Raw genomic sequence first — 13,654 nt, 5'->3', positions numbered from 1 at the left:
GATACGCCGGTTTCATATAACATCAGACAGGGCTTGGAGGGCAGACTTGCCCGTTCAGGCCATATGTGAGCAGTAAGGCAACCGCCGTGCGCCGGCACGGCGCCACGCCCAAGGCTGTTCAGACGGTGCTGGCGCAGCCAGCGCGGGCTGCAGGCGCGGGAGTGCCCGGCTGCCCCGGCCTCAATGCGGGATCTGGTTGCGCAGCTCTTCGGCTTCGCGGCGGGCCTCGCGCAGGCCATCCATTGTTGCCCGCAGCTCGGCCTCGGTCTGGGTCAGCTGGTTGGTCAGCTCCGCCTCGCGCTGCTGCAAATAGGTGATCGCCTGGTCGCGGGTTTCTTCGGCCTCATGCAGCTCCTGGCTCATCCGATCGAGGTCGGCCACATCGCTTTGCCGCACCCGGGTGAAGCGGTGCACCAGCCAGTTGGCGAACCAGCCCAGGGCAAAGGCCGCGAACAGGATGATCGCGGTGGTGATGATGAACTCTGTCCTGTTCATTACTCTGTGGTCTCCTGTGCGTCTTCTGCGCTTTCGGCGGCCTCTTCGCCGTTGCCCGTATCAGCGGCGTCTTCCACGGCCGCAGGGCGGATCAATTTGAATTCAATTCGGCGGTTGGATTCGCGGCCGTCTTCGGTTGCGTTGTCGGCAATCGGCTCGCTTTCGCCATAGCCTTTGGCGGCAAAGGTCGAGGTGACCACCCGGCGCGCCCGCAGCTCGTTCAGCACCGACTGGGCCCGTGCCTGGCTCAGGTTCTGGTTCATCGCCTCGCGGCCCTGGCTGTCGGTATGGCCCTGGATTTCCAGCCGCACCGGTCCGCAGCGGCCAAGAACGCCGGCGATCCGGTCCATGGTTCCAGTGCTTTGCGCGGCGATGGTGGCCGAGCCGGGTTCAAAGGCAATCTTGGCCTCGCTTTGGGCGCTGGCGAGTTGCGCTTCGCACAGCTCCGGCGGCAGCGGCTTGTCCTTGGGTTCGGGCGGCTTTTCATAGCTGATGTCGAGGCCGTAAGTGTCGGCGGCGCCCAGTTTGGCCGACAGGAAACGGGCGATCTCAGCCGGGGCGTCCTTGCGGTAGCTCATGCCGCGCAGCTCCAGATTGCCGGGCGTTACAGTGACTGCGCCGCGCTGCAAATAGGAGAGCGCTTCCAGCGCTGCCAGCACCCGCACCGGCCAATCGGCTGGCAGGTCGGCGACAACACGGGCTGCTGTGTGCACGTTGTCCGACCCGAACCGCGCCTTGGCATAGCTGTCGGCCACCATGCGCTGCGCCGCATCGGTAAGGCGGCCGCGCAGCTGCACCTGGCCTTCAGGGCTGAGAGTCGCGGTGAATTCAGGGATGCCGCCGGCGTCCCGGGTTTCCGGCACCGGCAGGACCGCGTGCAGCGCAAAGACCCGGGGCAGGGCGTTTTCCAGCTCGCCCGCCACATGGTCGAACAGCGCGCTTTCGGTACCTTCTGCGGCGGCCAAGGTGATATCCGCATTGGCAATGGTCACCGTACCGCCGCCAAGTTCGGCCAGGCTTGCAATGCTCAGTTCCGCCGCGCGGGCCCAATTGGGAGAGGGCACGCCCATGCCAATCACGCAATCCGCCTCCTCCTGCAGCCCGGCCTTGCGGGCTGCGGCCAGAATACGGGTGCGGCTTTCCTCGCTCTCGGCGGAGCAGGCATCGAATTCTGCGCCGTCCGGTCCCAAGAGAAAGCGCAGGGTGAAGGGGGTGATCACCGGGCGCGGTGCCGCGATATCAAGTGCCAGCCGCATGCCCGGGGGTGCCGTGCGGCCAAGCTGTTCCTCCAGCCGTGCCTTGGCGTCCGCGCTGTCGGAAATGGCGGTGACCGAGACATCCCCGGCCGCCACCGAAATTTTGGCACGCGGCAGCAGCTTCAGGGCTTCCACCGCAAACAGCATAGACTCCTGCCAGCCTTCAGGGATCGTGTATTTCGCTGTTTCCAGCAGATCTGCCACGTTCTCAGGGCCTGCCAGCGTCTCAAGCTCCTTGACCAGCGCGGTGCGGCCGGAGCCTGCGGGGATCAGCCCGATAATCGAGATACCGCTGTCATTGCGTAGAATTTCGGCAGAAAACCGCGGCGGTGCCAGGCCATCGGCGGGCGGCACGTCCATGCCATCAACGATCCGCGCCGCATCGACAACCGTGCCGGCCAGTGATTTGACCGAGAACCGGGTGGCCTCATCAGGGGCGGTGCCTTCCAGCAGCACCTGCAAACCGTCCGCAGTCACCTCAGCCCAAGTGTAACCGCCATCATCCAGCGCCCGGCGCACACCTGTTTCTGTGCTCCGTTCCACCGCGGTGACGGCAAATCCGGCGGCAACAAGACTCAGCCCGGCAGCAGCGGCAAAGGCCAGACCCGGGATCAACAGCTTAGACAGGCGCATATGGCAGCATTTTCCCAGTTTGCGTTACAGGCTCTTACCCTGCGCGCGGCTGCGGTTCAATCACACGAACATGGCCAGCACAAAGAAGATCAGCGGAATCAGGCCGGTATCACGGTTGAGACGGAACAACTGCAAGAGTCTTTGCGTGTTTTCCGCGTCAAAGGCGCGCAGTTGCCAGGTCAGGTGCCAGCCCATCGCCCAAGGTGCCGCCAGCGCCAGCACCAGCGCCAGCACCGAGGCGCTGTCCTGCACTGCCAGGATCACCGCCAGCGCCATCAGGCTGACAAAGGCGACGATAAAGCGGCGCAGCCACATCGGGGATTGCGTGCCGAACAGCCGGGCGGTGGATTTCACCCCGATCAGCGCGTCGTCCTCGGTGTCCTGATGGGCATAGATGGTATCATAAAACAGCGTCCAGGCGATGCCCGCCAGATACAGCAGCACCGGCGGCCAGCCGAGGGTGCCGGTATGCGCCACCCAGGCCAGCATGGCGCCCCAGTTGAAAGCCAGTCCCAAAAACACCTGCGGCCACCAGGTGAACCGTTTGGCAAAGGGGTACACCGCGACAGGCAGCAGTGACAGGATGCCCATGGCAATGGCCGCCTGGTTGAAGGTCAAAAGGATCAACAGGCCCGCCAGGCATTGCAGCCCCATCCAGGCCAACGCACCCTTGACCGTGACCTGGCCCGAGGGGATGGGGCGCGAGCGGGTGCGCTCTACCTGGCCGTCGAAATTGCGGTCGGTGATGTCATTCCATGTGCAGCCCGCGCCGCGCATCAGCCAGGCGCCCGCTGCGCAGCCGATGGCGATCCACAGATCCTGCCAGCGCGGGCTCTGGTCCGACAGAATGGACAGCGCCAGCCCCCACCAGCAAGGGATCAGCAGCAGCCAGGTGCCAATCGGACGGTCAGCGCGCGATAGGCGCAAATAGGGCCGCGTCCACTCCGGCGCATAGGTGTCGACCCAGTTTCCCCGGACCGCATCCGCGACCTGACCCTCTGGCGCTGGCTTCTGGCCTTGCATATGTAGGACCCCATGAGTGCAAAAATCAGACTGTATGTAGAGCACCCTTTGGGGGCAGGGCAATCGGTTCCCTTGGATCGTGATCAGGCGCATTACCTGTTCGGGGTGATGCGGCAGGGCACAGGCGCCCATGTGGCGCTGTTCAACGGCCAGGACGGCGAGTGGCTGGCCGAGGTCGCCGAGGCGGGAAAGCGCGGCGGCACGCTTGTGTGCCAGCAGCAGACCAAGCCGCTGCATATGCCGCCGGACCTGTGGCTGATGTTTGCGCCGATCAAGAAGGCGCGCACCGATTTCATTGTTGAGAAGGCTGCTGAGATGGGCGCCGCCCGTATCTTGCCGGTGCAGACCGAGTTCACCAATTCCGAGCGCATACGCCGGGACCGGCTGCAGGCCCATGCGGTGGAGGCAGCGGAACAATGCGGCGGCACCTATGTGCCGGAGGTGGCTGAGCTGCAGAAGCTCTCGCGCCTGCTGGACCAATGGCCCGCCGGGCGCCAACTGATGTTCTGCGATGAGGCCGAGGTGGGCAACGCGCTGCAACTGGCGGCAGAGACCCAAAAGGGTGCGCCCTGGGCCATTCTGATAGGCCCTGAGGGCGGGTTCTCGGAAACTGAGCGAAAACGGCTGCACAATCATCCGCAGTCCCATGTGGTCAGCCTTGGCCCCCGCATTCTGCGGGCCGACACGGCGGCAGTTGCGGCGATGACACTTTGGCAGCAGGTGCTGGGAGATTGGTGATGGACAAACCGCACCGCGAATTGCACCTGTTTTTTGCTGCGGAGAACTCTACAGCCGTAATCCTTTACCGGGCAAGCAGCAGCCTGCACCGGTTGATTTCCTGGGATACAAATGGCGACAAGATTGTGCCAGGGCAGTGGGTCAAAACAAGAGTGTACGGATTTGATTGTGCGTTATCGCCTGATGGCGAATATTTCATTTACAGCGCAATGCAAAAAGGCACACCGCATCTATTCTCTGCCGTTAGCCGCCCTCCATATTTCACAGCGTTGGAGTTTTTCCCTGAGCTGACTGCGTACGACACAGGGGGATACTTTCTCGACAAGCGAGTGGTGACTTTCAAGCATATTGTCGATGACCGCGATGAAATTTTGCTTGAAAGTGGACTGGTCTTGAACCGGCAATTCCAAAATTGGGCGCATGCATACCGCCCGCGGGGAATTGGTTTGACCGGTTATGAGCGGGAAGAACTCGCCCGAACTATCGAAGTGAAACGCGGGAAAATTCCTGAGTTGCTGCAGCAGTACGAATGCGAAGGCGGCAAGCTTTTCCGCAAGACTGCTGGAGGCCTGGAGCTGCTGCTGGATTGTACGCTTATGGAGTTTGAGGCCATTCAAGCGCCATATTCTGGATGTGCCAGGATGAGTAACTTCTAGAAGTTCAGGCTGGCAAAGCGCTAACCATCTTTGTCCTCCCTTAGACCCTCAAAACTGGGTCGTGTTAACATGGAAGGCGGCGTGGGGAGTCCGAGCCGGCGAACGGCTGAACTGCTGGTGTCAGTGACACCTGGAAGGACACAGTGGTCTGCAATCAGCCTGCCGGCCATTGCATCCGTTGTCCCGGCGCCACAAATAAGAAGGGCAGGGCAGGCAGCTTCGCCTGCCGAACGTTTTTTTAGAGGCGAGACACATGAGTTTCATCCGCCCCGAAGCCCGCGCCGCCCTTTGGCAATGGCGCGAGGTCCTTGCTGCGGCACTGATGTTCCTGCTGGGGCTGAAATGGGCCTTCTCGGAAGCTGGTTTCACCGCGATCACCGGCTGGGCCTTTGTGGCCACCGGTCTGGTGACAGCTGTTATCGGCGCGCAGCGGATGCGCTTCCGGCGCGGCACCAGTGGACCCGGCGTCGTTCAGGTCGACGAAGGGCAGATCGCCTATTTCGGGCCGCTCACCGGTGGTGCCGTAGCGGCTTCCGAACTGGAGCGGCTGGCGCTGGATCAATCCTCAAAACCGCCGCACTGGCTGCTGGAGCAACCCGGCCAGCCGCCGCTGGCAATCCCGGTGAATGCCGAAGGGTACGAGGCGCTGTTTGACGTCTTTGCTGCTCTGCCGGGGCTTAAGACCGAACGGATGCTGACCGAACTGCGCCGCCGCGGCCCTCACCAGGTCGTGATCTGGGAGCGCTCTTCCAGCCGGCCCGAACATCAGCGCCTGCATTGACACCGGCGGTGATTCCGCCCACGACTGACCCTTCATGACAGACCTAACAGGACGGAGTGCCAGGCATGTCCATTCCCCAGTCCGGCGGCGGACCGATCGAACGCCACGAACAGCTTGCCGAATATCTTGCCGACGGCTGCAAGCCCAAGGAAGACTGGCGCATCGGCACCGAGCATGAGAAGTTCGGCTTCTGCAAAGATACGCTGAAGCCGCTGCCTTATGAGGGCGAACGCTCGATCCTGGCGGTGCTGACAGGCCTGCGCGACGGCCACGGCTGGGCACCCTTGACCGAAGGCGGTAACCTCATCGGCCTGACCAAGGACGGCGCCAATATCTCGCTGGAGCCGGGCGGGCAGCTGGAACTTTCCGGTGCGCCTTTGGAAACCATCCACGAGACCTGCGACGAGGTGAACGCCCACCTGCGCGACGTGAAGGATATCGCCGACAAGATCGGTGTCGGCTTTATCGGTCTGGGCGCCGCCCCTGTGTGGCGCCATGAAGACATGCCGCTGATGCCCAAGGGCCGTTACAAGCTGATGGACGGCTATATGCAAAAGGTCGGCACCATGGGCACCACCATGATGCGCCGCACCTGCACCGTGCAGGTGAACCTCGATTTCGAATCCGAGGCTGACATGGTGCAGAAGATGCGTGTTGCACTGGCGCTGCAGCCGGTGGCAACCGCGCTGTTTGCCAATTCACCGTTCCTCGACGGCAAACCCAACGGCCATAAATCCTGGCGCGCCCGCGTCTGGCGCGATCTGGACGCCGACCGCACCGGGATGTTGCCGTTTGTGTTTGATAAGGGCTTCGGGTTCGAGGCCTGGGTGCAATATGCGCTCGATGTGCCGATGTATTTTGTGTACCGCAACGGCGAATATGTGAATGCGCTGGGCATGTCGTTCCGCGACTTCCTGAAGGGGGAGCTGCCGGCGCTGCCCGGTGAAACACCGACGCTTAGTGATTGGGCCGATCACCTCACCACCGTTTTCCCCGAGGCCCGGGTAAAGAAATTCATCGAAATGCGCGGCGCCGATGGCGGCCCGTGGCGGCGTTTGTGTGCGCTGCCCGCTTTCTGGGTCGGCCTCACCTATGACCAGTCGGCGCTGGACGCCGCTTGGGACCTGGTCAAGGGCTGGGACGCGGAAACCCGTGATGCCCTGCGCGTGGCGGCCTCAGAACAGGGGCTGCAGGCCAAGGTCGGCGGCATCGACATGCATGAACTGGCGCGCGAAGCAGTCGCCATCTCGGAAAGCGGTCTGAAAGCCCGGCAGAAGCCCGGCGCCGGCGGGCTGGTGCCGGATGAGACCCACTTCCTGAACGCTCTGAAGGACAGCCTCGACACCGGCAAGGTCCCGGCGGATGAGCTGCTGGCGCGTTACAACGGTGCCTGGGACGAAGACCTCAGCCGGATCTACGGCGAGTTTGCCTATTGATCTGCACAGGCGGCCCCGGCGGGCCGCCTATACTTTAGATATATTGTCTTTCGGCAAAAAATTGCACCAGGATGATCCTTGGGGATAGTTTCGGGGACTTCATGCTGGCAATCAGAAATAGCAGCCAGAAATGGTTTTTTGTTGCCTGTGTGACTGTTGTTTCCCTGGCCGTGTCCTGGATAGTGACCGGTCTGACTGCGCCTGATGGGCTGAGCCGGGCTGCTTTGGTGCCTTCGACGCTGGCGCCGTTGCTTATCGCACCCGTTGCCTCGTATTGGGCGTCGTGCCGGCTGCTGGAAATCCACATTCTGAATGAGAAGCTGCTGAAACTGGCGGCGCATGACCAGATGACGTCGCTGTACAGCCGCGATCACTTCTTCCGGCTGATCGCCGGGCTGGGCAATGATTTTCAGGGCAGCTTTCTGCTGGCGGATATCGACCGGTTCAAACTGGTCAATGACACATATGGGCATCAGGCCGGCGACGAGGTTATCCGGTTTGTGGCGGGCGTGTTGAAAGAGGGAGTTCAGCCCGGAGGAATCGCGGCCCGCTTTGGCGGCGAGGAATTTGTTGCGTGCTTGCCGGATGTTTCTCTGAAGACCGCAATGCAAAAGGCCGAGGAGATCCGCCAAGCCATTGGTGCGCAGGCCCTGTCTGTTGGAGCGGAACGCCTTCTGTGCTCGGTATCTATCGGGCTTGGCTATCACGACGGCAGCCGGACGGTGGAGGCAGTGCTGCGCGAGGCGGATGAAGCGCTTTATGCAGCCAAGCACGGCGGCCGGAATCAGGTGAAGTCGGCAGGCCGGTTTTAACGGCTGCACGGGTCCAGCCAGGGCACCACCGGCTGGCGGCTTGCGGCGTAGCCGGGCACTTGGGTGTCCAGCCGTGCAGCCAGTTCAGGCAGGCGGCTGACGGGCACTTTCGGGAACAGGTGGTGTTCACGGTGAAAAAGCATCAGATAGGCGGCCTTGGCGAGAAACCCGCGCTGGCTACGGGCTGCCAGGCCCGAGTTTCCGGTGCCTTGATGGGTGATCCACACTGCAAAAAACGCGGTCATGCATTGGGCCGCGCCCATTGCGGCCAGATGCAGCAGCAGAAACTGCTGGCCGCTCCACAGGATCAGCCCGGCCAGCATCGCAACGCAGATCCCGTCCCGCAGTATCCGCCGCCGCCATTTTTTGCCACCCTGCGCCCAGCAGGCGCGGATCAGGTCAAACGGAAAGCGCGGCCCGTAGCGCAGCACTTCGCCGGCGCTCATATGCCCGCAATGCCCCTCGATATCACTTGGGCCCATCGCGTGGCGGTGATGCTGCATATGGCTCCAGGCGACCGAGCAGTTGCAGCCGCACATCAGCGCGCTGAGGATATGCAAAACTGCAATGTCTCCGCGCCGCTGCAGGCCAAGATTGCCGTGGATCGCCTCATGATTAAGCCGCAGCGCACAGAGGAAAAACATGAAGCTGGCCCCGGCACCCAATGGCCAAAGAGCGGAGGCATACAGCCCCCAGGACAGCGCCAGCCAGGGCAGCGGCAGGGTCAGCTCTCCCCAGCGCTGGAGGCGGGTGACCGGCAGCAGATCCTGCCAGATGACAGTGCGCGGGGCGGCTTCACGGGAAACAGGCGGGTGCATGGCAGCCTTCTTTGCCTGTGCGATAGTGGAGGGACGCGGCAACAAAAGATGCCGCGCACAAGGTGTCCAGAGCGTCAGGCGGGTTCACAGCGGACAGAGCTTTGGCGCCGTTAGTTGCAGTTATTCCTGTCATTAGAGAAATCACCTCGCAAATCTTTTTTTGACCAGGGGGGCGTTCCCAGCCCGCATTTACTCCTGCTTCTTCACACCGGGCAGGAAACGCGCCACCTTGGCGCCCAGCTTCAGCACAGCCAGATGCACCGACCGGGGCAGGCGGGAGAAATCCGCGTACCAGTCGTCAAACATCCGCATCACCCGCAGGGTCTCGCCCATGCGGTCTTTGACCGCCTTTGGGGTGTTGTCGGCCTCGGCCTCTTTCATCACGCCGGCCAGCGCCCGAAGGGTGGGGGCAAACTCGCGCTCGCGCCGCGCGGCAATCACCGCATCGACCAGGTCGAACATGTCGCGGATCGAGGTGAAGTGATCGCGCCGGTCGCCCAGCTGGCGGCTGGCCTTGACCAGCCCCTGCGCCTGCAGCTCCTTCAACCCGTTGGACACGTTTGAACGCGCCAGCCCCAGCACCTCGCAAATCTCGTCCGCGGTCATTGGTTCAGTGGAGATATGCAGCAGCGCGTGGATCTGCGCCACCGACCGGTTCACCCCCCAGCGGGTGCCCATCTCGCCCCAGTGAAGGATAAAGTTCTGCATCGCGGGGGTCAGTTTCATCACAGTATCCTGAAATTTCTGTAATGACAGAAAATTAGAAAACCTGAGTCGTGTCAAGTCAAAGAAATACCGGCGGCAGGTTGCCCCGCCGCCGGCTGTTCGCTTGTGAGTAGTGGATAATGGGTTACTGCTGCAATGCTGCCGGATCTTTGTCTTCGATATCTTCCCAGTTCACATCGGCCTTCTCAATGAAACCTGGGATGTCGCCTTCCCAGCGGGTCTGAATGTCTTTGGCGAGGTTCAAATACAGCTTGTCGTCGACGATTTTCCAAAGCGTCGGATCGCCGTCGAATTTAAAGCCCATGGCAGCGCCAAAGGCGCAGTAGCCGCCGTAGGCCGGCAGGTAGGCTTCCGGATTCTTTTCAAATTCAGCTTTGTTTTCTTCCGAGGCGAACCGGTACATCGCGTCATTGTGGAGCGCGGTGATTTTCCAGTTGCCCGGGGTCGGTTCCCCAACGGTGAAATACGCAACCGGGTCGTACCCCTGCAGCGCAAGGCCGGTTGAGGAGGCGTTGAGTTCTACACCGGCAGCCATAGCAGAAGTCGCCAGAGCAACCGAAAGCGCCACACCGCTCACCAGAGCTTTTACTTTGTTCATGGATCCCGTCCTTTCAATGCCGGCCGGGACTGCAGCGAATTTGCGCCCGGCTGGTGTTCCATAATACGTGCCGCGGTATGCTGCGGGTCACGGCACTGATGTGGAACGCCGGGCGATCACGTTCAAAACAACTCAATTTGAATGTGCATCAGACGTTGGCCCTCTGTGCATTCATGCGCAGAACGGGTGACAGCACCGCCGCCGGCAGGCAAAGTTGCCGCAGACAATATGGAGACAACAATGACACGTGGATTACCCAGCCGCCGCGCGGTTCTGAGCGGGCTGACGGCTTTTGCTCTTTTCGCAGCCCCGGCCAGCGCGCAAAACGTCAGTGGTGTTTACCGGGCCGAAGGGCGCAATCCCGACGGCAGCGCTTATTCCGGAACCGTGCAGATTCAGGACAATGGCGGGACCGTGGACATGCAGTGGCAGATTGCCGGGCAATCCTATTCCGGCAGCGGTTCGCGCAATGGCGATGTGATCTGGGTGAACTGGGGCCAGACCCATCCGGTGGTCTATGTGCGGATGCCCAGCGGCGAGCTGCACGGCACCTGGGGCAATGGCCGTGCGCTGGAGCGGCTTATACCGTGACCTGAAGCGCCAGCACAAAGCGGATCACTTTTTCCTTGGGCATTTCGCAGGGCTTCAGCTGCGCGCCAAAAGCCAGCCGGTACAGGTTGAGGCTGATGTAATCCCTGCCGCCGCGTTCGTAGGCTACCAGCTTCTGAGCCTTGCCGCCGGCCAGATCCTGGCGGGTTACTGCGTAGTGCCGCCCATCCGCAGAACCGTAAAAGGCACCCAAAGGCAGCGTATCAAAGGCGGCCAGAAACGCGTCCGGCCAGCCACGGCTCACTTCTGGCCGATCCGCGGTTCGGTGCCTGCACGCAATCGCGCGATATTGGCCGCGTGGCGGATGAAAACCACTGCCGCCAGCAGCACCGCCAGCACCGCCACAGGCTGAAAGCCCAGCACCAATGCCCAAACAGCGCCTGAGGCCGCCGAAACCAGCGCTCCCATCGAGGATATCCGGCTGGCTGCCGCTGCTGCCAGCCAAGTCAGGCAGCAGGCAATGCCAACCGGCCAGGCCAGCGCCAGCATCAGGCCCAGGAAAGTAGCAACCCCTTTGCCGCCCTTGAACCGCAGCCAGACCGGGAAGCAATGGCCCAGAAAGGCCATCAGCCCAGCCGCTTGCGCCGCATCCTCGCCGGCCAGGGAGCGGGCCAGCAGCACCGCCGCCGCGCCCTTGCCGCCATCCAGGATCAGTGTCAGTGCCGCGGCGGCTTTGCTTCCAGTGCGCAGGACATTGGTGGTGCCGATATTGCCGGAGCCGATTTCACGCAGGTTGCCCAGCCCGAACGCCTTGGTGACGACCATGCCAAAGGGCACCGACCCCAGGCCGTAGCCAATCACCGCCCACAGGATCAGAACGGCAGCAGAGCTTTCCAGAACAGGCATCAGTCCCTCCGGTAGACGGGCTCACCCGCGACATATGTGGCCTCAACCCGCCCCTGCATCCGCTGGGTGTCAAATGGCGTGTTCTGCGATTTCGAGCGCAGTTTGAAACGGTCCAGCACAAACGGCACGTCCGGATCGAACAACACCAAGTCCGCAGGCGCGCCCTTGGCCAGGCGGCCGCTGTCCAGCCCCAGCCGTTTAGCCGGGTTCAGCGACATAGCGCGGAACAGAGTGGGCAGGTCCAGCAGTTCGGCATGATACAACCGCAGCGCCGCGGGCAGCAGGGTTTCCAGTGCGACAGCACCGGCGGCGGCTTCTTCAAACGGCAGCCGTTTGCTTTCTTCGTCCTGCGGTGTGTGCATCGAGGAAATGATATCGATCAGGCCTGTGCGCACCGCTTCCACAACGGCCAGCCGGTCGTCCTCAGACCGCAGCGGCGGCTTTACCTTGAAAAAGCTGCGGTAGCCGGCCACGTCCAGCTCATTCAGGGTCAGGTGGTGGATTGACGTGCCCGCGGTGATATCCAGCCCGTTGCCCTTGGCACGTTCCAGCGCGGGCAGGGCGCGGGCTGTGGTGATCTGGTCTGCATGATACTTGGCACCTGTCATTTCCAGCAGCGCGATATCGCGGTCCAACCCCATCCGCTCGGCCATTGGCGACACGGCCGGCAGGCCATAAAGCGCGGCGAATTTGCCGGAGGTTGCAGCCGCTCCGGCGCTCAGCACTGGTTCCTGCGGGTGGGCAATGACCAAGGCGCCGCAGGAGCGGGCATAGGTCAGCGCACGCTGAAAGACCTTGGTATTGCCGGTCACATGGTCGCAATCGGAAAACGCCACCGCGCCGGCATCCATCAGGAAGCCGATCTCGGTCATTTCACGCCCTGCGCGCCCTTTGGTCAGCGCCGCCATCGGCAGCACATTCACCGGCGTATCCGCTTGGGCGCGGCGGGTGACGAATTCCAGTGTTTCCGGGCTGTCGATGGCAGGTGCCGTGTCAGGACGGGTGACAATGGTGGTGACGCCGCCCGCTGCCGCAGCAAGTCCTGCGGATTTGTAGCTTTCCTTGTGCCGCTCGCCCGGCTCGCAGACCTTGACGCCGATGTCGACGATGCCTGGCGCCAGGCATTTGCCGCCGCAATCCTGACGGACCGCGTCCTCCGGCCTGATGTTGTGCGCGCGCAGCAACCGGTCAGGATCGCCGGCATTCTTTTCAATTGCCGCGATCCGCCCGTTCTGCACCAGCACCGCACCAGGCGCATCGGTGCCTGCCTCAGGATCAATCAGGCGGGCGTTGGTGAAGAGAGTGGTCATGCCTTGGCTCTTTCAATTGCGTGAAGCGTTGCAGCCGGGTTGGCCTGGTATTTGATCAGGTGTTTGTCGCCGGTCCTGGTGACCACCTGCACATAGCTGCCCATGGTGCGGGTGGTCTCGATTTGGGATAGCATGATATTGCGTTCCGCTGGGCCGGTAAGGGCCGTATCCGTCAGGATCCAGACCACCGCCAGCTCCTCGCTGGCCATATACCAGCCGCGCAGGGCGATGGCGGCCAGGCCGCCAACAGCGCCAGTCCAGATATGCGGGCTGTCCAGGAACCACAGAACCGCCATGGCGCCGCCCATGCCGATCGCCGCCATCCAGGCGTGAGCGCGGACATAGGCGCTGCGGTCCGGTTTGAATTCGGTCTGAGCCATCAAACCGTCAATGCCCAGACAAGCAGTGCGGCCAGCAGCATCACCACAGCAAACAAAGCAGCGCCGATACGGCGGGCTTGGGTGCGCGCCTGCCGCGGGGAAAGTTTCTGGGCGGAATTGGGCTTGGCGCTTTCGGCGGTTGCGGGCGGGGCGCTCCAATTGGTCTGCCGCTCGCCGTATGTGCCCGTCAGGATGATCTGCTCTGCCGGGGTCAGCCGGGTTTCGGCGCCGTCAAAGGCGCGCGAGCGGATCAGCAGCACATGGCCATCCAACGCGTCCAGCATCTCGCGGTCTTCCTCGACCTGCGTCCGCGGCACACCGCAGCCTTCGTTGAGGTAACCGGTCAGGCCGATGTCTTCCAGGTCCGAGACCGGAAAGATCTCCACCTGATCCATATCCAGCACCTTGATCCCCAGAACCTGCGCCAGCGCGCCGGGTTCCTTCAGGAATGCCGCCTGCTCTGGCCGCATGTCGAGTGCAAACAGCCGGATCACGCCGCGTTCGCCTGCCGGGATATGGATTACGCCCTCCACCTGT

17 protein-coding genes are annotated in these 13,654 nt (G+C 62.5%); 6 read left to right on the top strand and 11 right to left on the bottom strand.

Translation table 11 applies throughout. From position 1 onward, the window contains the following. Positions 1-180: 180 nt before the first annotated feature. From ETW23_RS16485 to ubiA, 3 genes are read right to left on the bottom strand one after another with little or no spacing between them, the layout of a single operon-like run. Entirely contained in the window at positions 181-495 is a 315-nt protein-coding gene (locus ETW23_RS16485; RefSeq protein ID WP_129369806.1) for a hypothetical protein, read from the bottom strand. Next, positions 495-2,384: an OmpA family protein gene (locus tag ETW23_RS16480; RefSeq protein ID WP_134830661.1), complete on the bottom strand. Its 1,890-nt coding sequence runs from the start codon at positions 2,382-2,384 to the stop codon at positions 495-497. The genes ETW23_RS16485 and ETW23_RS16480 overlap by 1 nt, the downstream gene beginning before the upstream one ends. 60 nt (positions 2,385-2,444) lie before the next feature. Further along, entirely contained in the window at positions 2,445-3,407 is a 963-nt protein-coding gene (gene ubiA / locus ETW23_RS16475; protein WP_134830660.1) for a 4-hydroxybenzoate octaprenyltransferase, read from the bottom strand. A 12-nt stretch (positions 3,408-3,419) separates the two neighbouring features. Here ubiA and ETW23_RS16470 point away from each other — a divergent pair, with 12 nt between their 5' ends. The 5 genes from ETW23_RS16470 (at position 3,420) to ETW23_RS16450 (ending at position 7,830) form a co-directional block, all read left to right on the top strand. Further along, positions 3,420-4,145 carry a 16S rRNA (uracil(1498)-N(3))-methyltransferase gene (locus ETW23_RS16470; protein WP_134830659.1) on the top strand — a complete coding sequence of 242 codons (726 nt, stop codon included), beginning with the start codon at positions 3,420-3,422 and terminating at the stop codon, positions 4,143-4,145. Then, positions 4,145-4,801, top strand: coding sequence for a hypothetical protein (locus ETW23_RS16465; protein WP_134830658.1), 657 nt, complete (start codon positions 4,145-4,147; stop codon positions 4,799-4,801). The genes ETW23_RS16470 and ETW23_RS16465 overlap by 1 nt, the downstream gene beginning before the upstream one ends. A 253-nt stretch (positions 4,802-5,054) precedes the next feature. Continuing rightward, positions 5,055-5,582, top strand: a complete 528-nt coding sequence (locus ETW23_RS16460) for a hypothetical protein (protein WP_134830657.1) — start codon at positions 5,055-5,057, stop codon at positions 5,580-5,582. Between the two features lie 65 nt (positions 5,583-5,647). Beyond that, positions 5,648-7,018, top strand: coding sequence for a glutamate--cysteine ligase (locus ETW23_RS16455; RefSeq protein ID WP_134830656.1), 1,371 nt, complete (start codon positions 5,648-5,650; stop codon positions 7,016-7,018). Positions 7,019-7,119: 101 nt separating this feature from the next. Next, entirely contained in the window at positions 7,120-7,830 is a 711-nt protein-coding gene (locus tag ETW23_RS16450; RefSeq protein ID WP_167738136.1) for a GGDEF domain-containing protein, read from the top strand. On the opposite strand, the gene ETW23_RS16445 is transcribed toward ETW23_RS16450, so the two are convergent. The 3 genes from ETW23_RS16445 to ETW23_RS16435 form a co-directional block, all read right to left on the bottom strand. Then, positions 7,827-8,648, bottom strand: a complete 822-nt coding sequence (locus tag ETW23_RS16445) for a fatty acid desaturase (RefSeq protein ID WP_134830654.1) — start codon at positions 8,646-8,648, stop codon at positions 7,827-7,829. The two genes, ETW23_RS16450 and ETW23_RS16445, sit on opposite strands and share 4 nt — an antisense overlap. 189 nt (positions 8,649-8,837) lie before the next feature. Then, a complete protein-coding gene (locus ETW23_RS16440) occupies positions 8,838-9,374 on the bottom strand; it encodes a GbsR/MarR family transcriptional regulator (RefSeq protein WP_134830653.1) in 537 nt (178 codons plus the stop codon). 124 nt (positions 9,375-9,498) lie between these two features. Next, complete coding sequence (locus tag ETW23_RS16435; protein WP_129369814.1) at positions 9,499-9,972, bottom strand: YHS domain-containing (seleno)protein; 474 nt, start codon at positions 9,970-9,972, stop codon at positions 9,499-9,501. A 240-nt stretch (positions 9,973-10,212) separates the two neighbouring features. Here ETW23_RS16435 and ETW23_RS16430 point away from each other — a divergent pair, with 240 nt between their 5' ends. Continuing rightward, positions 10,213-10,563, top strand: a complete 351-nt coding sequence (locus tag ETW23_RS16430; RefSeq protein WP_134830652.1) for a hypothetical protein — start codon at positions 10,213-10,215, stop codon at positions 10,561-10,563. Here the strand turns inward: ETW23_RS16430 and ETW23_RS16425 are convergent. From ETW23_RS16425 to ETW23_RS16405, 5 genes are read right to left on the bottom strand one after another with little or no spacing between them, the layout of a single operon-like run. Next, positions 10,553-10,825, bottom strand: a complete 273-nt coding sequence (locus ETW23_RS16425) for a hypothetical protein (protein WP_134830651.1) — start codon at positions 10,823-10,825, stop codon at positions 10,553-10,555. The genes ETW23_RS16430 and ETW23_RS16425 overlap by 11 nt on opposite strands. Further along, the gene (gene plsY, locus ETW23_RS16420) at positions 10,822-11,427 is read right to left on the bottom strand and encodes a glycerol-3-phosphate 1-O-acyltransferase PlsY (protein WP_134830650.1); all 606 of its coding nucleotides are present in this window, start codon (positions 11,425-11,427) and stop codon (positions 10,822-10,824) included. The genes ETW23_RS16425 and plsY overlap by 4 nt, the downstream gene beginning before the upstream one ends. Next, positions 11,427-12,737 carry a dihydroorotase gene (gene pyrC / locus ETW23_RS16415; protein ID WP_134830649.1) on the bottom strand — a complete coding sequence of 437 codons (1,311 nt, stop codon included), beginning with the start codon at positions 12,735-12,737 and terminating at the stop codon, positions 11,427-11,429. The genes plsY and pyrC overlap by 1 nt, the downstream gene beginning before the upstream one ends. Beyond that, positions 12,734-13,117, bottom strand: a complete 384-nt coding sequence (locus ETW23_RS16410; protein ID WP_134830648.1) for a hypothetical protein — start codon at positions 13,115-13,117, stop codon at positions 12,734-12,736. The genes pyrC and ETW23_RS16410 overlap by 4 nt, the downstream gene beginning before the upstream one ends. Continuing rightward, on the bottom strand, positions 13,117-13,650 hold the full coding sequence (locus ETW23_RS16405; protein WP_134830647.1) for a hypothetical protein: 534 nt from the start codon (positions 13,648-13,650) through the stop codon (positions 13,117-13,119). The genes ETW23_RS16410 and ETW23_RS16405 overlap by 1 nt, the downstream gene beginning before the upstream one ends. Between the last annotated feature and the right edge of the window lie 4 nt (positions 13,651-13,654).

The organism is Leisingera sp. NJS201 (assembly GCF_004535885.1).
Lineage (GTDB): Bacteria > Pseudomonadota > Alphaproteobacteria > Rhodobacterales > Rhodobacteraceae > Leisingera.
The sequence above is the reverse complement of the archived record's forward strand: the minus strand, read 5'-3'. Positions and strand labels throughout refer to the sequence as shown.